Source organism: Dehalococcoidia bacterium, assembly GCA_040902535.1.
Lineage (GTDB): Bacteria > Chloroflexota > Dehalococcoidia > DSTF01 > JACRBR01 > JBBDXD01.
Genome location: JBBDXD010000006.1, coordinates 155,197 through 175,960, shown reverse-complemented (window position 1 = coordinate 175,960; position 20,764 = coordinate 155,197). Strand labels below are relative to the sequence as shown.

The window sequence follows — 20,764 nt, the reverse complement described above, 5'->3', positions numbered from 1 at the left end:
TAGCTGTTATAAGTTGCGGTCACCACGGCGCGACCGAGGGGCCGCCAGGCCACGCGCGCAGACGGATTCAAAGCAACTGGATCGCATGCTGCAGCCGCGCGAGGCAGCGTTCCTTGCCGAGGATCTCCATGCTTTCGAAGAGCGGCGGCGTGACGCGCTTGCCGGTCACCGCGACCCGCACGAGCGAAAACAGGTCGCCCGGCTTCGTGCCGAGGGACTCGGCTAGTTCGCGGAGCACTTGCTCAAGCGCATCGTGCGTCCAGTCGATGCTCTGCGTCCGCTCGATGACGGCGGAGAGCGCATCTCTCGCGTCGCCGGGGCGGTCGCGATACGGCTTGCCGAGCAACTCCTCGCGCGTGTAGCTGAGATCGTCGGTGAAGAAGAAATCGCAGTAGTCAACGGCTTCTGACAATAGCTTGATGCGCTCGCGGATGAGCGGCGCGATACGCGCGACGAGGGTGCGATCGATAGGGCGCGAGACGCTCGACGGCAGGTCACCCTCCAGCCGCTCGACCAGCACATCGACGAGGCGTTCGCCTGGCATCTCGCGGATATAGACGCCATTCATCCACGTCAGCTTCTCGACGTTGAAGATCGCGGGGTTCTTCACGACGCGATCGAGCGTAAAGTGCTTAATGAAATCTTCTTTCGAGATGATCTCCGTCTTATCATCGAGCGACCAGCCGGTTAGTCCCAAGAAGTTGAAGACGGCCTCGGGCAGGTAGCCCTGATCGCGGTATTCGAACACGCTGGTCGCGCCGTAACGCTTGCTCAGCCTGGCACCGTCCGGGCCGAGCACGCGCGGCAGGTGGGCGATGACCGGCGGGTGGATGCCGAGCGCACGGTAGATCAGCATGTGTCGTGGCGCAGAGGCGAGCCACTCGTCGCCACGGAGGACGTGCGTGATCCTCATCGCTTCGTCATCGACGATGTAGGCCAGGTGGTAGGTGGGAAAGCCGTCGGACTTGAGGATCACGAAATCGTCGAGCGTGGCAAGGTCGAATGTCGTTTCGCCGTGGATCGCATCATGCACCGTGACCTCGCCCGACAACGGCGTCTTGAACCGCACGACGCAGTTGCGGCCGTCAGCCTCGGCTTCGCGGCGCGCTGCCTGGCGGCCTGACTCCTCACGGCAACGGCGGTCATAGCGGGGCGGCTGCTTGAGCCGCGTCTGTTCGGCGCGCAGCGCTTCGAGGCGCGCCGATGAGCACCAGCACTTGTAGGCGTCGCCGCCGGCGAGCAGCTTGTCAGCGGCCGGCCGGTAGAGGTGGAGGCGCTCCGACTGCACGTACGGTGCGTAGGGGCCGCCCCTGCCGGGGCCTTCGTCCCAGTCGATGCCGAGCCACGTCAGACTGTCCTGCAGGCCCTGCACTGCCTCCGGAGCCAGCCGGGCCTGGTCGGTGTCCTCGATGCGGAGGATGAACTGGCCGCCGTCATGACGGGCGAGCAGGTAGTCGAAGAGTGCCGTACGCAGATTGCCCACGTGCGGGACGCCGGTCGGGCTTGGCGCGTACCGGGTGCGGGATGGCATGGCGAGAGTGTATCTAACTGCGACTCCCGGAACCCTGCTTGGTGCTACAGGCCGTGCAGCGACTTCACGCGCGCGATCATGTCATCGAAGCCGGGCGGAGTACGAGCGATGGCGGTTCCCAACGGATCCGGTGCCGGGCCGTCACCTCGCATCACCTCGAGCGTGCGTCGGACCGACCAGGGCAACGCCGTCAGGTGATAGCCTCCTTCGAGCGCGAAGAGCGCGCGCCCGTCGCACAGATCAGCGGCCGCGGCGACGATCATCGACACGAGCGTGTCGTAACCATCGACGCTGAGTTGCTGCAGTGCGATGTCGTCGGCGAAGTGCGCGTCGTAGCCCGCGGAGACCAGGATGAGCTGCGGACGAAAGCGCCGCACCGCGGGCATGACGATGGCCTCGAACGCGCGGCGATACTCGGCGTCGCCGCTGCCGTGGGGCATGGGAACGTTGACGTTGTAGCCAAGGCCCGCATCAGCCCCGACGTCCTCAGCGGGGCCCGTACCCGGGTAGAACGGAAACTCGTGCGTCGAGACGTAGAGCACGCCGGGATCGTCGTAGAAGGCGTCCTGGGTGCCGTTGCCGTGATGCACGTCGTAGTCGACGATCGCCACGCGCTCGAGGCCGTGCCGCGCGCGAGCGTATTCCGCAGCGACGGCGACGTGATTGAACAAACAAAAGCCCATCGCCTGGACGGGCGTCGCGTGATGGCCGGGCGGCCGTACGAGGCAGAACGCCGATTCGACATCGCCGCGCATCAGCGCATCGAGCGCGTTCAAGGTGCCGCCGACGACGTGCGCCGCGACGGCGTACGAGCGCGGCATGATCAAGGTGTCGGGATCGACCCAGCCGCCACCCTCGCCGGCGACACGCTCGACGGCGCCCACGTACCGCGGGTCGTGCGCTAGCGAAAGCTCGTCCGCCGATGCGGCACGGACGGGGATCCGCGTGAGCGCCGCCAGCAGGCCGCTTTCTTCGAGCAGGGCCATCGTCGCCGTCAGCCGGCGCGCGTTTTCCGGGTGCTCGCCGGTGTCGTGCTCAAGGAAGATCGGATCGTAGACGAAGCCGACGCTCATGGCGCCAGAGTATCGGCACGCGAAGGCTGCCGCAGGTTCGATCGGTTACTCCGCCGGGACGGCTTCTGTCGAGGCCGATCTGCGTCCAGTGAGCCGCTGCCACAGCCGCGCAAAGTCGCCCTGTTCCCACGAAACGAGGAACATGCTGGCGACGAACACTGAACTGTAGACACCGGTCGACACGCCGATGAGCAGCACGAGCAGAAAGTCGCGAATGCTCTCGCCACCGAGCAGCAGCAGCGCCACGATCGAGAAGATCAGCGTCAGCGACGTGTTGAGCGAGCGGCCGAGCGTCTGCAAGAGGCTGTGGTTCACGGCAGCGGGGAAGCTCCGGAACACGCCGGCACCGACGTTCTCGCGGATGCGGTCGAAGACGACGATCGAGTCGTGGACGCTAAAGCCGACGACGGTGAGCAGTCCCGTGATGAAGAACGTATCGACCTCCACGTCAGCAAATTTGCCGAGGATCGAGAAGATGCCGACGACGAGCACGACGTCGTGCAGGAGCGCAACGATCGCCGACGCGCCGTAGCGGAAGGAGTTCGGGACGTTCCTGAACGAGTACGTGATGTAGAGGAGGATCGCCACTGACGCCATCGCGACGGCAATCGCCGCGTTGCGGCCAATGTCGCGCGAGACGGCCGCGGACACCGACGAGAACTCGATGAACTGGTTCGTCGGATTGCCGCTCGTGTCGATAAATCCACCGAAACGCTCACTGAGCGCCAACTCCAATTCCTCACGTTCGGAGGGGAGAGGCGGCCCGACCGGCGGCGTCGTCTCGGACCCGGCGATCTCCTCGGTGCGGACGAGGAACTGGTTGTCGCCGGTGCTCTGGACCTGAGCGTCTCCGTAGCCCAACTCGCCCATGAGATCGTCGATCTGCTCGGTCGATGCCTGCTCTACGTAGCGGAAGGCGAAGGTCGTGCCGCTGGTGAACTCGATGCCCGGCTTGAGCCGCGGCGGGATGAGCAGGGAGATCGCGCCGGGGATCATCACGAGGACAGAGAGCAGGAAGAACCAGTTGCGTTTCGAAACGAGGTCAAGCATCGGCGGCCTCCGTCCCGGCGGCAGCAGGCACGGGACGCGCGCCCATTGGCTCCGGCTTGTCATCGGTCCAAATCCACAGCCAGCGGCGCAGCGGCGTCGCGACGGACAGGCGCATGAACGATCGCGTCACGATGATGGCAGAGAACATGCTGACAACCACACCGATGGCCAGCGTCAACGCAAACCCCTTGATCAGGCTAGAGGCGAAGGCGTCACCCATCCAGTACAGGATCAGGCACGTGATCAGCGTCGATACGTTGCTGTCGCGGATCGACGACCACGCCCGATCGAAGCCCGCTTCGACAGACGGGATGAGGCTGCGGCCGTTGCGCAGTTCCTCCTTCGTGCGCTCGAAGATGAGGATGTTCGCATCGACCGCCATGCCGACGGAGAGGACGAATGCCGCGACGCCGGCGAGCGTCAGTGTTACCGGGCCGGTGCCCGGAATGCCGATCTTGAAAATCGCGAGCACGATGGCCGTGTAGACGACGAGCGCGAGGCTCGCGAGCAATCCGGGGAAGCGATAGTAGAGAATCATGAACGCCATGATCAGCAGCATCGCGACGACGCCGGCCTCGACGGAGTTCTTCACCGCGGTATCGCCGAGTGTCGCGTCGATGTCCTGTTGCTGAATGACGCGCAGCGGCACCGGGAAGGCGCCGTTGTTCAGGAACGTGCGCAGGCGTTTTACTTCGCTCAGCGACAGGCCGCTAATTTGTCCTTCGCTCGTGATCTGACCACGAATCGTCGGCGCGAGCACGCTGCCGTCGCTGTCAAGGATCGGCTCGCCGTCGAGGAAGGTGGCCATCGGCAAGCCCGTGATGCGCTCCGTCATCGAGCCGAAGACTTCCTCGCCGGCGTCCGTCGTCTCGAACAGCAGGAGTGGGCCTGCGATGGTGATCTGGACATCGGCATTCGACTTGAGGAAGTTGCCTGTGACGATCGTCGAGGCGCCGTTCAGGTCGCCCCGCGCCGGAGTCCAGATGATCTGGTTCACCCCGACGCCGGTTGCCATGTACGTCGGTGTGACGCGGCTGACCGAGCCGTCTTCGGCGGCGGCGATGGTGCCATCGGGGTTCGCCAGGGCGACGTTACCCTCCGCATCAATATCCGGCTCGCAGCTGCCGGGCTTGTAAAAGATCTGCTGCGCCTGCGGCGAGGTTGCGATCGGCTGACCGGTGCCCGTCTGCGCGCCCTCCTGGAGCGGCTCGCAGAACATCAGCACCGCGGGCCGCGTGATGTCACGCGCCGTCTCGGCGCTGACGCCGGGCAACTCAACGATCAAACGGTCTTCACCGGCGCGCTGTACGAGCGACTCGGACACGCCGAACGGATTGATGCGGTTCTCGATGATGGACTTCGCGGCATCGAGGGCTGCGTCGATGTCGACGTCCTGACCCTGCGGATCGGCCTGGAGCGTGGTGCGCGAGCCGCCGCGCAGGTCGAGGCCGAGCGTCATGCCCTTGCAGTTGTCGGCGGGATTTTCGGGGTCGTCGTCTGTGTGGCAGGGCAGTTGGAGCCCGCCGATCTCGCCGGGCACGCCGCGGCCGGAGGGCAGGTTGAGGAAGTCGGGAAAGTATCGTTCCGGTTCGTCCGGCCAGATCGCGTAGATCGCGCCGGCCGCGACCGCGACGATCAGCACAACCGCGATGCGGTCCCACCATTTGCGCATCTAGCTTCCCTCTTCCCGTCTCGCGAGCGTCCCGGAGTGTAGCGTCTGGCCCGCCGCGACTCGCTGCGCGATCGCCGTGGCGACCGCGTTGATGACGACGCCGCTGCCAAAGTCGATGACGATCTGCACGGGGCCGCTCTCGGGGATGAACACTTCCTTCACCGTGCCGATGAAGCCCGAGGTCGTCAGCACCTCATCGCCCACCTGCAGGTCCTTGATGTCCCTCTGCTGGCGCTTCTGCTCCTGCTGTTGCGGCCGCAGCACGATCAGGTAGAAGGCGAGGATGATCGCCAGGATGACGAGAAAGCCAAACTCAGCTGCGTTCAACGCCCCGACGTCGCTCCTTGCGCGCAAGCTCGCGGACGAACGCCAGCGCGCCTCTCGTATCTGTGACTTCACCGGCCGCCTGCGCCTCCGTCAGCGCTTCGAGCAGCCTGCCGATGTGCGGGCCCTCGGACTCGCCCAGTTCGCGCATTATGTCGCGACCCGTCAGGAGCCGAGGCGGGGATACTATACCTTCCTCCTCCTGAGAACGCACGAGCAAACTGTTCATGTAGCGCACCTGGGCGGCCCAACCTTCGGGTGTCAAGCGCGGTCCGGCCGAGGCGGCGCCGTCCGCGAGCGAAAGCAGCAGCACGGCAGGGATCGCGTGAGGAAGATCGCGATAAAAGCGGTAGAGCGCCTTTCTGGTCGGCGCTGCGCCTTTCTGCGCGAGTTGGACCGGCCGCAAATGCTCGGCGACGAGGAGGCGCACGAACTGCGTTTCGCGCGTCGAGAAGCGGAGACGGTGCATGATACGCGCCGCGAGCGCCGCACCTGCGCGGGCGTGGCCGAAGAAGCGAATGCGGCCGCCAGCATCGACGCTACGCGTGGCCGGCTTGCCGACGTCGTGCAGCAGGACGGCGAATCGCAGCAGCGCCGCTCGCGTGTGCCCTTCCGTCAGCTCCTCGCCGAGGTACGCCCGCAGACGCGGCGCGCACCACTCGAACGCGGCCCACAGCTCGTCGCGCAGCCACGGGCGGCCGCCCTCGTGCGGAACTTCGCGCAGCATGAGGTCCATCGCCTCAAGCGCGCGGATGTTGTGTTCGAACACGTCATAGACGTGAAACTCCTCGGGCTGAGTAACGCGGCGCCCGGCGGCCAACTCGGGGATCGCCTCATCAAGCAGGCGCATGTCGTCGAGCGCGCGAAAGGCGTCATACGCGTTGGGAAGCGCGAGCATGCGCGCCAGTTCGTCGCGGATACGTTCCGGCGAGATGGCGTTGATCGCCGGCGTGCGCGCACGGATGGCGTCCCCGGTGCGCGATTCGATGGCGAACCTGAGTTCGTGTGCAATACGGACGGCGCGCAGCATGCGCAACGGATCATCGTCCAGGGATTGCTCGGAAGTCATGCGCAGGCGCCGATTCTTCAGATCATCGAGGCCGCCGGTGACGTCGATCACATTGCGGGCGCCGAGCAGTACCGCCAACGCGTCGATCGTGAAGTCGCGGCGGCGCAGGTCGTCCTCGATCGTGCCGCGCAGTTGCGCCACGTCGATGTGACGCCCCTCGAGCACGATGCGCGCGACCGCATTTTCATCGTCGAGCGCGACGAATGATCCATTGAGCAGATCGGCAAGCCGGCGCGCCCATCGCAGTGCGTTCTGGTCGACGGCGAGGTCGAGATCGCGCGTGTCGCGGCCGCGCAGCACATCGCGCACGGTGCCGCCGACGGTCCAGACTTGCGCTCCCGACTCCCGCGCGTGTGCCTCGACGACGCTCAAGACGTCGCGCCAGGAAGCTGGCGATTGAAACGCCGTCACGGCTTGCGGTGGACGGAGACGGCGTAGTCGGCGGCGGCGCTCCATGGCGCACAATCCCACGTTGACCAGCGCTCGGCCGGCTCCAGTCCGGCGCCGGCGGCGAACGCGTCGTACTGCGCGAGCGCGAGGCGGCCTGGCTGCAACTGAAAACCGGCGATCAGGACGCCACCGACGCGGAGCTGCCGCGCCATGTTCGCCACGACTTCACTTTCGCTGCCGGGGGCGAGAAAGATCATGACGTTGCCGGCCATGACGATCGCATCGAACGTGCGATCGAGCGCGACGTCGCTGAGATCGGCGACGTGCCACGCTACGTCCGGCGCCTTACGCTCTGCCGTCGCGAGCATCTCCGGATCGATGTCTACGCCCACGACGTCTACCCCACGACGCGCGAGTTCGCGGCCGACGCGACCTGTGCCGCAGCCAGCGTCGAGCACGGATTGGGGCGCGAATCGCTCGACGAAGTCCGCTTCGCCGTGGACGTTCTCGCCGGCGGCCGCACGGCGTTTGTATGTCGCATCGTACGCATCGCCGGAGCGGCTACGCGTGTTCAGCCACCGATTCGGTTCATTCGATGCCATATGCGCTCCGCCAGGTCGGACAGGCTAACGGTCGCAGGGGCCCTCGCCTAAACGAGCGTGACTTCCGCCTCGGCGGGCGATCCGTCGTCAATCGATGGGCGCACGGGGATGAGTTCGTCGGCGCTTTCCAGGTAGTCGATGTACAGGATGCCATTGATGTGGTCGATCTCGTGCTCGAGCGCCTGCGCGAGTAGTGAATCTACGGCCTTGATCCTGACCTCTTTGCCTTCGCGGTCGAGCGCCTTGACAGTTACCTGCTTCGAGCGATTGATCTCGGCCTGGTAGCCAGGCACCGAGAGACAGCCTTCCATCAGGCGGCGCTCCCCGGAATGTTTGACGATCTCGGCGTTGATCAATGGAAGCAGCCCGTCGTCCGGCGTCTCGATGACAATGACGCGCAGCGATACGCCGATCTGCGGAGCGGCGAGGCCGATACCAGGCGCGGCGCGCATGGTATCGATCATGTCGTCGATCAGGCGCTGAATCGATGCGTCGATCTTCTTCACTCGTTTCGCTTTTTCACGCAGGACAGGGTCGCCTGCAATGCGAATCGGCACAATGCCCATTTTGTTCACTCACCTCGGCGTCATGCTACCACGGGATCGGAATCAGACGGATGCTGCGGCGAAGGCGTCGCAGAGGCGGCGGAGTTGCCAGAGGTGCGCCAGGTCGTGTTCGTTCATCTCACGCGCGACTTGCGTGATCGTGAGCGCTCCGAGGTACGGGTGCATGCCTTTGCGGTCCCAATCGCCATCGTCGAGCGACCATAGCAGGTAGACGGCCTGCCTGCGCAGCACTCCGAACTCGTCCATCAGGTCGAAGGCCATGGTGGGGTCAGGCCGAATCTCGGACGCGATCGAGTCACCATCGAACGCCGCGATGCGGGGCTCATCCATACGGACTATGCGCTCGAGCCGCTCGATGTAGCGACGCTCCATCTCCATCATGTGGTTCACGAGTTCGACGCACGACCATTCGTCATCGGCGGGACGGCGGTCGAGCCCGTCATCGAGATTCCAAAGGAGCGACTCCATGGCGTGCGCAGTTTCGCGCAGCGCCTTGAGCAGCCAACTCTTCGCGTCGTATTCGGGGACGGGGCGCATTGGCGCACCTCGGCGTCGTGTGGGGGCGGAGTGACGTATGCTGCGATCCTACGATCATCCAGAAGGGTCTACAAGAGGCGATTTTGCGACTCCCGGACACGAGCCGAGCCACGCGAGCGGCAAGGCGGCAGGACTTCGCATCGCTTGTGGCGGACGTGCGCGCCTGCTCGGCATGCGAACGCATGCATCATGCGCACGTGCTGGGCGAAGCGAGCGGCACGTTGCAGGCACGAGTATTGTTCGTCGCCGAGGCGGTGGGGCGGCGCGGCGGGGCGATCACCGGCGTGCCGCTGACACGCGATGAGTCCGGTAAGCGCTTCACGAGATTCCTCGAGGCCGCGGGCATCGCACGGAGCGAGAGCTTCATCACGAACGCGGTGCTCTGCAATCCGATCGACGAGAGGCAACGCAACCGGGCACCGACGTCGAAAGAGGTCGCGCGGTGCCGGCCGTTCCTCACGCGGACGCTCGAGATCGTGCGGCCGCGCGTAGTAGTAACGCTTGGACAGGTCGCGCTCGAGTCGTTGCGGGCGATCGCGCCACACGACGCACATCTTCGCAGCGACATCGGACGCCCGGTCGCGTGGCACGGGCGCTGGCTGGTGCCGATGTACCACCCCGGACGCCAGTCGACGCTGCACCGCGCGCACGACGCGCAGATGCAGGACTGGCGGCGGCTGGGGCCGTTGATACGGGGGCTCACGGGCGGGCCCCGGCCACCGATCGGGTCGGCGACGGCGGGTCGCAACAAACAGACTCTCCGCGTCTAGCGAGCGTGCCTGTAGGAAGATGACCCGGTCGCTCTTTGTCCAACGAGAATACGCCTTCTACTATGAGTCTGCATGAACCTCGACGCGCTTCCCTATACGTCATTCATCGTCCTGATCGAGTTCTGCGTCGGCAGCCTGCTGGTTTGCATGCTTGCGGATTGGCGCGGCAACGTGACGCCGGGCTTCTTAAAGCTCAGCGCCGCGATGGTCGCCACGGGTGCGGTCGTGCTGCTGCTGAATGCGCTCGTCCTCGATCCCAAGTCGGTGATAGGCGGCTACCGGCTGGAGGACAGCATCCTCACGTGGGTGAAAGTCGCAACCGTCGTCTTCCTCGCGACGACGCTGCCATACTTCTGGTACGTGATGCAGGAAGACAAGCGCCGGTCGATGCTAGCGGGCGGAATCTCGCTGATTACGGGCGTCGTCCTGATCGGACTCGTCTCGTACTACGTGAGCCTGCCGACGTGGGGCTTCTTCGGGGTGATGCTGAGCGTGCTGGCGGGCACGCTGGCAGTCGGCGGCGTGGTGCTGGCGATGACGCTAGGCCACTGGTACCTGACGACGCCCCGCCTCTCGAAACAGCCTTTGCAGGAGATCACACTGCTGCTGCTGGCGGCGATCGCGCTGCAAGCCGTGCTGCTCGTGATCAACGTCATCATCCCCGTCCGGGAGGCGCCCGACGCGACGGCGTTCCTGGGGTCGAGCGACCTCGGCGCGAACCCGGCGTTCTGGCTGCGGATCGCGATCGGGATGCTGTTCGCGGCGGCGTTGACGAGCATGGCGTATGTTTCGAGCAAGGGCTACCCGCAGAATGACATGGCGATGATGTCGGCGACGGGCCTGCTCTACATCGCTGTCGGGGCCGTGCTCGTCGGAGAAGTGCTGGCGCGCGGTCTGCTGTTCCTCACGGGTGTGCCGGTTTAGCTATGCGCCAGCTGTTTCTCATTCGACACGCATCTCCGGTGGTCCAACCGGAAAGCGCGCCCCGCGATTGGCCGCTGTCGGAGCGTGGCATTGAAGAAGCGCGGGCGCTTGCGAAGCTCGCGCATACGTGGGAGCTGGAGGCGATCTACACGAGCAGCGAAGCGAAGGCGCGCAACACGGGCCTGATCATCGCAGACGCGCTCGGACTCGTTGCAAACGTCGTCGACGGCTTCGACGAGTTGCGGATGCCGGACTGGATCGGCAATGCCGATGAGTTCAACGACGCCGTGCGGGCGGTCCTGGAAGACGGAGCGGGTGCGCCGAGAGGGGCGGAGCGCGCCGCGCAGGCTGCGCACCGCTTCGCCGCCGGCGTCGCGCTGGTCAGCCAGGGTGAGTTCCCGGCCGCAGTCGTCTCGCATGGACGCGTGCTGACGGCGTGGCTCGCGCGGACCATCGGGCTGGAGGATCCGTACGAGGCATGGCGGACCATGCCGATGCCCGGCTGGGCGTGCGTCGACCTCGATGCTCCGCAGATCGGTTTCATCACGCCGTTTAGCTAGAAGCGTGCCGTTTTCTTGCGGATTCGCCAGTGCGGCCGCTATCCTATCGTGGCCATGGATGTCAGCAACCTCATTGAACGCGAAGAGAACACGAACATCGAGCCGTTCGGCCCGGGGGACACCGTGCGCGTGAGCGCAAAGGTGGTCGAGGGGGAGCGCGAACGGACACAGGTGTTCGAAGGCGTCGTTATCCGCCGCAACAAGGGCGGCGCCGGCGCGAATTTCACGGTTCGCCGCATCGCGCATGGCGTGGGTGTCGAGCGGACGTTCAACCTGCACTCTCCGCGCCTCGAGAAGGTGCAGGTGATGCGCCAGGGGCGGGTGCGGCGGGCGCGGTTGTACTATCTGCGCGGCCTGACAGGCAAGGCCGCCCGCATCAAGGAGAAGGCACGACCGACCGTGTAACCGCGCCGGGCGGCTCGTATCATCGGGGAAGGCAGGAAGCCTTCCTTTTTTGTTTGACGAACCATATGCCACAACTGTTTGCCGAAGTTGCCGTCAATTCGACGTTTCCGCACCGTCAGACGTTCAGCTACGCCGTGCCCGACGGGCTTGACGTGCGGCCGGGGCACGCCGCCTATGTGCCGTTCGGCCGGCTGACGCTGCAGGGCATCGTGCTGGACGTGCACACGACGCCGGTGTTCTCCGAGCCGGAGAAGATTCGCGAGCTCAGGTCGCTGATCGGCGAGACACCGCTGCTCGACGAGGACCGCGTCGCGCTCGCGAACTGGATCGCCGATTACTGCATCGCGCCGGTGTTCGACGCGGTGGCGTTGATGCTGCCGCCGGGGTTCGAGCGCAAGCCGTTGACGATCGTGCGCCCGCTCGTAGACGCGGATGAAGTGGCCGGACTCGATCTGCCCGCGCGACAACAGGAGGCGATCGCCGAGATCGCGAAGCACGCATCGATAGACGTCGATGCGCTGCGGGAAAAGCTGTCCTTCAAAGCCGTGGAGCCCGTAGTGGCGCAACTCGAGCGCAGGGATCTCGTCGTGCGCGAATATGCGCTGCAGCGGCCGCGCATTGGGCGCAAGACCGTCGACATAGCCGCCCTGGCGATGCCGCGCAGCGCGGCGGAGGCGCGCGTCGCGCTCGAAGAGCCGCCAAAGCACTCGCGGCGCGCTGCGGTGCTGGAGCGCCTGCTGGAACGGCGCGCTATCTCCGATGTTGAAGCACAGCGCCTCGCTGGAAGCCGCGCTAATCTCGAACGGCTCGTCCGCGCGAATGACGTGCGCCGCGACCGCGATGGCCACAACATTGAACTCGCTATCGCACGCGAAGAGGCGCTCGCGGAAATCGCGTCGATGCGGCGCACGAGGCGCGCGGAGCAAGCGCTGGCCGCCATCGCGCGGTTGGATGTTCAGGGAGCGCAGCCGATTTCGGCTCTGCGCACCGATGCCGGCGTCGACGCGGCGATCGTGCGGTGGCTACGCGACATCGGCGTGGTGACGCTCGATACGGAGACGGTGCAGCGCGACCCGCTTGGCCACATTCCCGTAGCGAGGCGCCGTCCCGCAGAGCTACTGCCCGCGCAGGCGGTCGCCGCGGAGGCGATCTGCGCTGCGATCGACCAGAAGCAAGCGCGAACGTTTCTCCTGCATGGCGTCACCGGCGGCGGCAAGACCGAGGTGTATTTGCAGGCGCTCGACCATTGCATCGCACGCGGGCGGCGGGCCATCGTCATGGTGCCGGAGATTGCGCTGACGCCGCAGACCGTGCGTCGCTTCCGCGAGCGGTGCGAGCGAGTCGCCGTGCTGCACAGCGGCCTCAGTGACGGCGAGATGTTCGACCAGTGGCACGGCATCTTCGAGGGGAAGTATGACGTCGTCATTGGTGCGCGATCGGCGGTCTTCGCGCCGCAGCCCGAACTGGGCGTCATCATCATTGACGAGGAGCACGAATGGACGTATAAGCAGCACGATCCGCAACCGCGCTATCATTCGCGCACCGTCGCGATTGAACTGGCGCGGCTGAAGGGCGCGACCGTGGTGCTCGGCAGCGCAACACCCGACGTCGAGTCGTACGCGCGCGCGCAGAGTGACGGGTACACGCTGCTGACGCTGCCGGAGCGCATACGCCCGGTCCTGGCACCGGACGGCAGCGTACGGATCGAAGCATCCATGGGTATGCCGCAGATCGCTGTGGTGAACATGGCGGACGAACTGCACGCGGGCAATCGGAGCATGTTCAGCCGCGCGCTTCAGACAGGCATCGCGGCTGCGCTGGCGGCAGACGAGCAGGTGATCCTGTTTCTCAACCGGCGCGGGCTCGCGGGGCATGTGCAGTGCCGGGATTGCGGCTTCGTGCCTCAATGCCCGAACTGCGCCGTTGCGTTGACGTATCACCGGCAATACGACCGGCTGGTCTGCCACCAGTGCAACCGCCAGCAACGGTTGCCCGCCACGTGCCGGCAGTGTGGAAGTCCGCGCGTGCGGCTGGTGGGCGTGGGCGTCGAGAAAGTGGAGGCGGAAGCGGCGCGTGCGTTCCCGCACGCCCGGCTCTTGCGCTGGGACCACGACGTGACGCGCGGGCGTCATGCGCACGAGCAGATTCTCGCGAAGTTCCTGGCACACGATGCCGACATCCTCATCGGCACGCAGATGCTCGCGAAAGGGCTGGACATGCCTGCCGTGACGCTCGTCGGCGTCGTCAATGCGGACGTCGGGTTGCACTTGCCTGACTTTCGCGCCGGCGAGCGCACGTTCCAGTTGCTCACACAGGTGGCAGGACGGGCAGGACGCGGCGAACGCGACGGCCGCGTCATTATCCAGACATACCAGCCGGACCACTATGCCATCGACTCGGCTTCGCGCTACGACTACGAGGGGCTTGCGGCGGCGGAACTGGAATCGCGACAGGTCGCTGGCTATCCGCCGTTCGCGCGGCTCGTGCGCATGTCGTTCACGCATCCGAACGCGCGCTACGCGCGTGAAGAAGCGCTGCGCATGCAGCGGGCGCTATCGCTGAGGCGCAGCGAGTTCGGGTCGGACGACGAGATCATCGGGCCGGCGCCGGCGTACGTACCCCGCGTGCGCGGCCGATGGCGCTGGCAACTCACGATACGCGGCCGCGATCCGGCGGCGCTGGTGCGCGGCTTCGTGCTGCCGCCTCATTGGTCTGTAGACGTCGATCCCGGGAGTCTTGCCTAGGACTGCTAGTCAACCATTTGGGCCAGCGCCGCATCGGGACCCAGACTGTTGCCCTCGACGACGATCGCGACCATTCCGGTATCAGTGCCAGCGGCGTGTGACTCGCCCGCACCCCAGAACGCCGCGCGACCGGAGGCAATCGGCGTGCGTGCCCCTGCCGCTTCGACCCGACCATTGCCTTGCACGACGGCAAAGAGCTGCGCGATCCGTGCCTCATGGCGTCCGACACGATCGCCGGCGCCGAGGTACATGATCGAAATACGCACTTCACCTCCGCGGGCGATCGCGAGAAACTGATGCTCGAACGAGCTTTCGAACTGAGCGATGTGATGCGCGACGCCGCGGTCGAAGCGAAAGATCTTCATGGCGCGGCTGCACCAGCGCGTCTGCCGGCGTAGACGGCGAAGAACAGGTGCTGGTAAACGCACCTTACGTCGGCGAAACTAGAGGAAAAGGCGTCGCCGACAGTCATGCGCGATGATACCGCGCAGGAGGGTCAGCCGGACGATCGCAGATGGGCCAGTGCCTTGGCGAGATCATCCGGCAGCGGCGCTTCGTATTCGACGCGCGCGTGCGTCCGCTGATCGTCGAATTCGATGCGGTAGGCATGCAGGAACTGGCGTGGTACGAAGGCCACCGCCTTGCCATACACACGATCCCCGACGATCGGGTGGCCGATGGCGGCGAGGTGGACGCGGATCTGGTGGGTCCGTCCCGTCTTCGGGCGTGCTTCGATGAGCGAGTAGCCGCGAAAGCGCTCGATGACCTTGTACGCCGTCACCGATGCGCGTCCGTTCTCGACGATCGCCATGCGCTGACGGTTGCGCGGATCGCGGGCGATCGGTGCATCAATGACACCTTCAGCCGGTTTCGGCGTGCCCTCGACGACTGCCATGTAGGTCTTTTCGACCGTCCGCGCCTTGAGCTGGCGCGCGAGGGCGTTGTGCGCCGCGTCGTTCTTGGCGACCAGGATGACTCCGGACGTGTCGCGGTCGAGCCGGTGCACAATGCCGGGACGCAGGACGCCGCCGATGCCGGAGAGATCGTCGGCGTGGGCGAGGATGGCATTGACGAGCGTCGCGGCGGGGTGGCCGGGTGCGGGGTGCACGGTCATGCCGGCGGGCTTGTTGATGACGAGCAGGTCTGCGTCCTCGAAGATGATGTCGAGCGGGATCCTTTCGGGTTCCGCGCGCGCTTGGACGGGAGCGGGGAGGTCGACCTGCACGGTCTGGCCCAATTCCAGCCGCAAGGCCGGCTTCGCGCGGACGCCGGTCACAACGACGTAGCCATCATCGATCAGCTTCTGGACGCGCGATCGCGTGAGGCCGGGCAGCATGCGCGCGACGAAGACATCGAGCCGCTCGCCCGCCCTATCGGCAATCAAGCTAGTCGTCGGCGGCCGGCGCTTTTCCGGCATCGTCGGGAGGGCCGTGCTCGCCGGGTCCCTGCGCTTCCTGGAGGAAGAAGAACGCCAGCACCGCGATGATGCTGACCGTGATCGCGGAGTCAGCGACGTTGAACGTCGGGAAGCTGCCGACATCGACGAAGTCCGTCACCTCGCCGAGCCGCACGCGGTCGATGAGATTGCCGATGGCACCGCCCAGCTGCAGGCCGAGCGCGACACGAACGAGTCCGTGATCCATCGGCGGATAGATGTAGTACAGGAGGATCGCGGCCAGCCCGAGCATGCTCGTGATGATGAGGAAAGGCGTCTGGCCCTGGAGGATGCCGAAGGCGGCGCCGCTGTTCGTGACGTGGATGATCCGGACGAGGGCATCGCTGTTCTCAGGCCACGTCTCACCGTAGGACAGGTTCGAGCGGACGAGCCACTTTGTCAGTTGATCGAGCGCGATGATGACGGCGGCGATGGCGAAGAACACAAGGTCGTTGCGCCATCGGGAGGCGATGCGGTCGGTGAGCGAAGTGGCGCGTCGAGGGGAATCCACGGCGGAACTGGCTTCGAGCACGATTGAGGATAGCATGCGCCTGATCGAGCGTTGCGACCCTGACGACCACAAGGCGCTGTAGATGTTACACTGCCCTTCTAGCCCCGTATGACGTTCCGAAAGGAGACGCCCGTGGTGCAGCAGAAGGAATCCGTCGTGACGCCGGAGCGCTACGCTCAGGGCATGACGTACGAGCAGTACGTTGGCTCGATCGAGCGCAATCGGGCGCGGTTCCAGGAGAACTACGACGGTACGACGGTCCAGGACGATGATGTGGCGGCGCTGAAGGGGCTGATGCAGAAGGCAGGCGGGCCGGCGAAAATGCTGGTACTGGGCGAGGACTGGTGTCCGGACGTCTTCCGTGGGATGCCGGTATTCGCGCGCGTCGCGGAGGCCACCGGCATGGAGTTGCGCGTCTTCCCGCGCGACCAGCACAAGGACATCATGGCGCAGTTCCTGAAGGACGGTGAATTCGAGTCGATCCCCGTGACCGTCTTTTACACGAAGGACATGGAGTACATCGCACACTTCATCGAGCGGCCGGTGCTCGCGAATGAGCAGATGCACGAGCTTGCGCCGATGTACCTGCGCATGCGGAAGCCCGACAAGACGCCAGAAGAAGCTGAGGCCGCGAAGCAGGAGTACATCGCGTTCCAAAACGGGCCGACCTGGGGTGGCTGGCGGCAAGAGACCATCAAGGAAGTGATCAGGGCGCTGGAAGAGCGCGTGCGCTAGGACGGCGCGGGTTAGCGTGAAGTATGACGAGGCGCCTCTTGTCATTTCGGGCGGCGGGCGATGGCGAGCTGGTTCCGGACTCTCCGCAGTCTGCGTTCGGGTGGTGTACTTCGCGTTGCGATTCGTGAGGCCGGTGCGCCGCTCGACCGGGACGGGCGCGTAATGTGACGAAAGGCTGCTATTTCCACTCCCAATCGTCATGAATCGCCAACGTTTCCTGTCTTATGATCGATGAGGGATTGTAGAAGGGGGCGCGATGACGAGTTCCTTCAGACTCGGGCGATTATTCGGCGTCGAGATCGGCGCCCACTGGAGTTGGATCTTCATCTTCCTCGTCGTCACGTGGTCGTTCGCGACGGGGGTGCTGGAGTACTACTACGAGGACTGGTCGGCGGCGCAGCGTTGGACGGGCGCGGTGGTTGTCTCCACGGTGTTCTTCCTGTCGGTACTGATCCACGAAATGTCGCACGCGGTCGTGTCGAACAGGCTCGGACTGCCGGTGCGAAGCATCACGCTCTTCATCTTCGGCGGCGCGGCGAACCTTTCGAAAGAGCCGGAGAAACCGGGTGACGAATTCAAGATCGCGATCGTCGGGCCGGCGACGAGCCTCGCGCTGGGGGCGCTGTTCGCGGCCGGGTGGGCGGTCCTCTACCCGTTCGACGACGGCATCGCCGGGCTAAGCGCGTACATGGCGCTGATCAACGTGTCGCTGGCGATCTTCAACATGCTGCCCGGCTTTCCGCTCGATGGCGGCCGCGTATTTCGCTCGATCGTGTGGTCGCGGAATGGCGACCGGCTGCGCGCGACGAGCACGGCGTCACGCGTCGGAGAGTGGCTGGCGTACGGGATCATGGCGCTGGGACTTGTGCAGGTGTTCTTCGGGAACCTTGTCGGCGGACTGTGGTTCATGTTCATCGGCTTCTTCCTGCGCGGAGCGGCGAGCGCCAGCTACGAGCAACTCCTGATGGAAACGACGCTGAGCGGCATCCGCGTCGATGAGGTGATGCGGAAGGACATCCCCTCCGTCGGTCCCGAGATGACGGTCGAGGAACTGGTGCACGATGGCATCATGCGCACGAACGCGCGGGCGTTCATGGTGATCGGCGGCGACGATTTGGCGGGCCTGGTTACGCTGACCGACGTCCGGAAGGTGCCGCGCGAGGAGTGGGCGTCGACGAGTGTGTACCGGGCGATGACGCCGGCGGGTCAGCTGCACACGGTCGCGCCCGGTCAGTGCCTGGCAGACGTGCTGCACATCATGGTCGAGCGCGATGTCAACCAACTGCCGGTCGTGCGCGGTCGCGAGCCCGTCGGGATGCTCGACCGCGGCGACGTGATGCGCTTCATCCAGATCCGGCGTGAGTTAGGCGAAGGCGCGAGTGAGGGCAACGAGCCGGCGGGGCAGCCGAAGGACCGGCGGCAGCCGCAAGGGGCCTAACCCCAGGGCGTCTTGATACCGTTGGCTTGCAGCGCTTCGAGGAGTCGTGCGCGCAAGACGCCGGCGATCTCCCACTGGCTGCCGGGGCGCACCGTCCCGTTAACCTGCACGGCGACCCCGTTGGCATCGATGCTATCGACGCGGAGGTATTGCGGCGGCGCCAGAATGCGGTCTCGGTACTCGGCTTCCGCCGCGAGTTGCTGACCGACTTCGTCGGCGATACGGCGCACTTCGGCGAGATCGCTCGCAGGTGCGACCGGGATCGTGACGCGCACCTTCGCGAAGTCGCGCGTGAAGTTGGCGGCGACCGCCACAGAACTGTTCGGCACGGTGTAGATGACGCCATCGACGTCGCGGACGAGCGTGCGACGCAGACTCACGTCCTCGACGGTGCCGGTGACGCCGGCGATCGTGACGACGTCTCCCCGCGCGTACTGGTTCTCGCTGAGGATGAAGATGCCATTGAGCGTGTCCCGCACGAGGGACTGCGCGCCCAACCCCAGCGCGATGCCCGTGATGCCGACGCCGGCGAGCACCGGGCGGATATCGAGCCCGAACTCGGGCAGGACCGTGAACAGTGCGAGCAAGAAGAGCACGACTTCGGCGGTGCGGATCATAACGCCGGCGAGCGTCTCGATGCGGCGGTCGATCTCGGTCGTCGGGCGGCCGGACATCTGGCGCGTCACGGCGGGACGAAGCACGTGCGGCACCAGCCTCCGCACGAAGAAAACGGCGATCATGGCGAGGACGATCGCCGCGACGATGACGGAGCCATGGTCGCGCAGCCAGTCGCCCGGGTCGTCGGAGTCGAAGGCGAGGATGATGCGCAGCAATGCAGCGTAGCTCAGCAAATCAGCGCAAGTGTAGGCCAACGCCGATGCGACGTGGAAGCGTCACCGGCGGCCTGCGAGCACGCGGGCGAGCGTCGCGGCCCCATCGCGGATGGCGCGCTCGTCGCAGCCGGAGTAGCCGAGCGTCAGGGCGGGCGGAAGCTTCGCTTCGAGGCAGTATTGCGAGAGGGCCGGCGCGTCGACGCCGCCGGCGGATGCCGCGCGCGAGACCGCCGCATCGTCGGCTCCCTGGGGCAGCCAGCCGACGACGTGCATCCCTGTGTCGGCAGGCTGCAGGTCGATGAGGCCTCGCAACTCGCGCCGTCCCGCCTCGAGCAGTTGCTGCTGACGCTCCTCGTAGAGCGTGCGCATGCGGCGAATGTGGCGCGCGAGGTGCCCCTCCGCCATGAACTGCGCGAGCGCCGCCTGCTCGACGAGCGGCGGGTGGCGGTCGACGATGGCGCGCGCGGCGACGAAGGCATCGACGAGGTCCGGTGGCACGACCATGTAGCCGATGCGCAGCGACGGGAACATCACCTTGCTGAACGTGCCGATGTAGATGACGCGCGCGTAGCCGTCGAGGCCCTGTAGCGAGGCGAGGGGACGCCCGGCGTAGCGGTACTCGCTGTCGAAGTCGTCCTCGAGAATCCATGCGTTCGCGCGTGCCGCCCAGTCGAGCAGTGCGAGGCGTCGCCCGAGCGACATGGTGACACTGAGCGGAAACTGATGCGACGGCGTGACGTAGGCGACGCGAGCGTCGGCGCAACGGCGCATGCCGGCTTCGACGTCGATGCCTTCGTCATCGACAGGTACGGGCACGAGACGGGCGCCGCTGGACTGAAGCGCCGCGCGAGCGCCGAGATAGCCGGGGTCTTCGATCCAAACGGCATCGCCGGGATCAACGAGCAAGCGCGCGGCCAACTCGAGCGCGTGCTGCGAGCCGGCGACGACCATCACCTGTGAGACATCGCACTGGACGGCGCGGGCGGCGCCAACGTAGGCGGCGATCTGGGCGCGTAGCGGCGCATAGCCGGCGGGGTCGCCGTAGAACAACAACTCGTGCGGCGGATCGCGCCACAGCCTGGAAGTAATACGCGCCCACTCACGAAAGGGAAAGGCGGCGAAGTCCGGCATGCCCATGCGGAAGGCGCGACGTTCGGGCTGGTCGGGCGGGTTCAGCGTGACGCGCGTGCGCGAGAGCATGCGGCCGCGTTCGGAGAGCGCACGGCCAGCCGCCGGCCGCCGCGGGCTCCGAGATGGCGTGCGTGCCGAGAGGAGTTCGTCCGGCAGAGCATCGGTGACGTAGGTGCCGGCGCCGACGCGGCCTTCGACGTAGCCCTCGGCGATGAGCTGGTCGAAGGCGAGCATGACGGTATTGCGCGCGACGCCGAGGTCGCGGGCCAGCTCGCGGGTGGCGGGCAGGCGGGTGCCGGGCGCCAGCGTGCGGTCGAGCACCGCCTTGCGGACGGCATCGTAGAGCTGGCGGTACATAGGCTCGGGCGAGCCGGGATCGAGTCTGACCTGCGGCAGCGACGTCATGCTATTGGCCCCAGCGACGCTTGCTGCATTGGCTCTTTTCGGGGGCCATTATACGACGG

21 protein-coding genes are annotated in these 20,764 nt (G+C 66.0%); 7 read left to right on the top strand and 14 right to left on the bottom strand.

Translation table 11 applies throughout. From position 1 onward, the window contains the following. Positions 1-67 precede the first annotated feature (67 nt). From gltX to WEB52_03720, 9 genes are read right to left on the bottom strand one after another with little or no spacing between them, the layout of a single operon-like run. Positions 68-1,531 carry a glutamate--tRNA ligase gene (gene gltX / locus WEB52_03760; protein MEX2225550.1) on the bottom strand — a complete coding sequence of 488 codons (1,464 nt, stop codon included), beginning with the start codon at positions 1,529-1,531 and terminating at the stop codon, positions 68-70. A 44-nt stretch (positions 1,532-1,575) separates the two neighbouring features. Next, positions 1,576-2,604, bottom strand: coding sequence for a histone deacetylase (locus WEB52_03755; protein ID MEX2225549.1), 1,029 nt, complete (start codon positions 2,602-2,604; stop codon positions 1,576-1,578). Positions 2,605-2,649: 45 nt separating this feature from the next. Beyond that, positions 2,650-3,654, bottom strand: coding sequence for a protein translocase subunit SecF (gene secF, locus WEB52_03750; protein MEX2225548.1), 1,005 nt, complete (start codon positions 3,652-3,654; stop codon positions 2,650-2,652). Further along, entirely contained in the window at positions 3,647-5,326 is a 1,680-nt protein-coding gene (gene secD / locus WEB52_03745) for a protein translocase subunit SecD (GenBank protein ID MEX2225547.1), read from the bottom strand. Before secD ends, secF begins: the two co-directional genes overlap by 8 nt. Beyond that, positions 5,327-5,653 carry a preprotein translocase subunit YajC gene (yajC, locus tag WEB52_03740; GenBank protein ID MEX2225546.1) on the bottom strand — a complete coding sequence of 109 codons (327 nt, stop codon included), beginning with the start codon at positions 5,651-5,653 and terminating at the stop codon, positions 5,327-5,329. Continuing rightward, a complete protein-coding gene (locus WEB52_03735) occupies positions 5,640-7,091 on the bottom strand; it encodes an HD domain-containing protein (protein ID MEX2225545.1) in 1,452 nt (483 codons plus the stop codon). The genes yajC and WEB52_03735 overlap by 14 nt, the downstream gene beginning before the upstream one ends. Positions 7,092-7,126: 35 nt before the next feature. Beyond that, entirely contained in the window at positions 7,127-7,711 is a 585-nt protein-coding gene (locus WEB52_03730) for a class I SAM-dependent methyltransferase (GenBank protein MEX2225544.1), read from the bottom strand. Positions 7,712-7,758: 47 nt separating this feature from the next. Beyond that, positions 7,759-8,277: a peptide deformylase gene (gene def / locus WEB52_03725; GenBank protein MEX2225543.1), complete on the bottom strand. Its 519-nt coding sequence runs from the start codon at positions 8,275-8,277 to the stop codon at positions 7,759-7,761. Positions 8,278-8,319: 42 nt separating this feature from the next. Continuing rightward, positions 8,320-8,814: a DinB family protein gene (locus WEB52_03720; protein MEX2225542.1), complete on the bottom strand. Its 495-nt coding sequence runs from the start codon at positions 8,812-8,814 to the stop codon at positions 8,320-8,322. A gap of 182 nt (positions 8,815-8,996) precedes the next feature. Here WEB52_03720 and WEB52_03715 point away from each other — a divergent pair, with 182 nt between their 5' ends. The 5 genes from WEB52_03715 (at position 8,997) to priA (ending at position 14,217) form a co-directional block, all read left to right on the top strand. Further along, the gene (locus WEB52_03715) at positions 8,997-9,584 is read left to right on the top strand and encodes a uracil-DNA glycosylase (protein ID MEX2225541.1); all 588 of its coding nucleotides are present in this window, start codon (positions 8,997-8,999) and stop codon (positions 9,582-9,584) included. A gap of 72 nt (positions 9,585-9,656) precedes the next feature. Next, positions 9,657-10,508 (top strand): hypothetical protein, encoded by an 852-nt coding sequence (locus WEB52_03710; protein ID MEX2225540.1) that lies wholly within the window; start codon positions 9,657-9,659, stop codon positions 10,506-10,508. A gap of 2 nt (positions 10,509-10,510) precedes the next feature. After that, positions 10,511-11,068: a histidine phosphatase family protein gene (locus WEB52_03705; protein ID MEX2225539.1), complete on the top strand. Its 558-nt coding sequence runs from the start codon at positions 10,511-10,513 to the stop codon at positions 11,066-11,068. A 54-nt stretch (positions 11,069-11,122) separates the two neighbouring features. Next, the gene (rplS, locus tag WEB52_03700; GenBank protein MEX2225538.1) at positions 11,123-11,473 is read left to right on the top strand and encodes a 50S ribosomal protein L19; all 351 of its coding nucleotides are present in this window, start codon (positions 11,123-11,125) and stop codon (positions 11,471-11,473) included. 65 nt (positions 11,474-11,538) lie between these two features. Next, complete coding sequence (priA, locus tag WEB52_03695; protein MEX2225537.1) at positions 11,539-14,217, top strand: primosomal protein N'; 2,679 nt, start codon at positions 11,539-11,541, stop codon at positions 14,215-14,217. A 5-nt stretch (positions 14,218-14,222) separates the two neighbouring features. On the opposite strand, the gene WEB52_03690 is transcribed toward priA, so the two are convergent. From WEB52_03690 to lspA, 3 genes are all read right to left on the bottom strand, one after another. Next, complete coding sequence (locus WEB52_03690) at positions 14,223-14,582, bottom strand: cupin (protein MEX2225536.1); 360 nt, start codon at positions 14,580-14,582, stop codon at positions 14,223-14,225. Between the two features lie 131 nt (positions 14,583-14,713). Continuing rightward, complete coding sequence (locus WEB52_03685; protein ID MEX2225535.1) at positions 14,714-15,601, bottom strand: RluA family pseudouridine synthase; 888 nt, start codon at positions 15,599-15,601, stop codon at positions 14,714-14,716. A gap of 1 nt (position 15,602) precedes the next feature. After that, complete coding sequence (gene lspA, locus WEB52_03680; GenBank protein ID MEX2225534.1) at positions 15,603-16,163, bottom strand: signal peptidase II; 561 nt, start codon at positions 16,161-16,163, stop codon at positions 15,603-15,605. A 132-nt stretch (positions 16,164-16,295) separates the two neighbouring features. On the opposite strand from lspA, the gene WEB52_03675 reads away from it, so the two are divergent. Then, positions 16,296-16,898 (top strand): thioredoxin family protein, encoded by a 603-nt coding sequence (locus WEB52_03675; protein ID MEX2225533.1) that lies wholly within the window; start codon positions 16,296-16,298, stop codon positions 16,896-16,898. Between the two features lie 256 nt (positions 16,899-17,154). Further along, the gene (locus WEB52_03670; GenBank protein ID MEX2225532.1) at positions 17,155-18,336 is read left to right on the top strand and encodes a site-2 protease family protein; all 1,182 of its coding nucleotides are present in this window, start codon (positions 17,155-17,157) and stop codon (positions 18,334-18,336) included. Here WEB52_03670 and WEB52_03665 read toward each other — a convergent pair. Together WEB52_03665 and WEB52_03660 are read right to left on the bottom strand one after the other, a co-directional pair. After that, positions 18,333-19,187, bottom strand: coding sequence for a mechanosensitive ion channel family protein (locus WEB52_03665; protein ID MEX2225531.1), 855 nt, complete (start codon positions 19,185-19,187; stop codon positions 18,333-18,335). The two genes, WEB52_03670 and WEB52_03665, sit on opposite strands and share 4 nt — an antisense overlap. A 42-nt stretch (positions 19,188-19,229) precedes the next feature. Next, complete coding sequence (locus WEB52_03660; GenBank protein ID MEX2225530.1) at positions 19,230-20,705, bottom strand: PLP-dependent aminotransferase family protein; 1,476 nt, start codon at positions 20,703-20,705, stop codon at positions 19,230-19,232. Between the last annotated feature and the right edge of the window lie 59 nt (positions 20,706-20,764).

What these genes read in the sequence shown, in the direction of transcription:
- gltX (MEX2225550.1), bottom strand. Translation starts at nt 1,531, where the DNA reads ATGCCATCCCGCACCCGGTACGCGCCAAGCCCGACCGGCGTCCCGCAC.
- WEB52_03755 (MEX2225549.1), bottom strand. Translation starts at nt 2,604, where the DNA reads ATGAGCGTCGGCTTCGTCTACGATCCGATCTTCCTTGAGCACGACACC.
- secF (MEX2225548.1), bottom strand. Translation starts at nt 3,654, where the DNA reads ATGCTTGACCTCGTTTCGAAACGCAACTGGTTCTTCCTGCTCTCTGTC.
- secD (MEX2225547.1), bottom strand. Translation starts at nt 5,326, where the DNA reads ATGCGCAAATGGTGGGACCGCATCGCGGTTGTGCTGATCGTCGCGGTC.
- WEB52_03730 (MEX2225544.1), bottom strand. Translation starts at nt 7,711, where the DNA reads ATGGCATCGAATGAACCGAATCGGTGGCTGAACACGCGTAGCCGCTCC.
- def (MEX2225543.1), bottom strand. Translation starts at nt 8,277, where the DNA reads ATGGGCATTGTGCCGATTCGCATTGCAGGCGACCCTGTCCTGCGTGAA.
- WEB52_03720 (MEX2225542.1), bottom strand. Translation starts at nt 8,814, where the DNA reads ATGCGCCCCGTCCCCGAATACGACGCGAAGAGTTGGCTGCTCAAGGCG.
- WEB52_03715 (MEX2225541.1), top strand. Translation starts at nt 8,997, where the DNA reads ATGCATCATGCGCACGTGCTGGGCGAAGCGAGCGGCACGTTGCAGGCA.
- WEB52_03710 (MEX2225540.1), top strand. Translation starts at nt 9,657, where the DNA reads ATGAACCTCGACGCGCTTCCCTATACGTCATTCATCGTCCTGATCGAG.
- WEB52_03705 (MEX2225539.1), top strand. Translation starts at nt 10,511, where the DNA reads ATGCGCCAGCTGTTTCTCATTCGACACGCATCTCCGGTGGTCCAACCG.
- rplS (MEX2225538.1), top strand. Translation starts at nt 11,123, where the DNA reads ATGGATGTCAGCAACCTCATTGAACGCGAAGAGAACACGAACATCGAG.
- priA (MEX2225537.1), top strand. Translation starts at nt 11,539, where the DNA reads ATGCCACAACTGTTTGCCGAAGTTGCCGTCAATTCGACGTTTCCGCAC.
- WEB52_03690 (MEX2225536.1), bottom strand. Translation starts at nt 14,582, where the DNA reads ATGAAGATCTTTCGCTTCGACCGCGGCGTCGCGCATCACATCGCTCAG.
- WEB52_03670 (MEX2225532.1), top strand. Translation starts at nt 17,155, where the DNA reads ATGACGAGTTCCTTCAGACTCGGGCGATTATTCGGCGTCGAGATCGGC.
- WEB52_03660 (MEX2225530.1), bottom strand. Translation starts at nt 20,705, where the DNA reads ATGACGTCGCTGCCGCAGGTCAGACTCGATCCCGGCTCGCCCGAGCCT.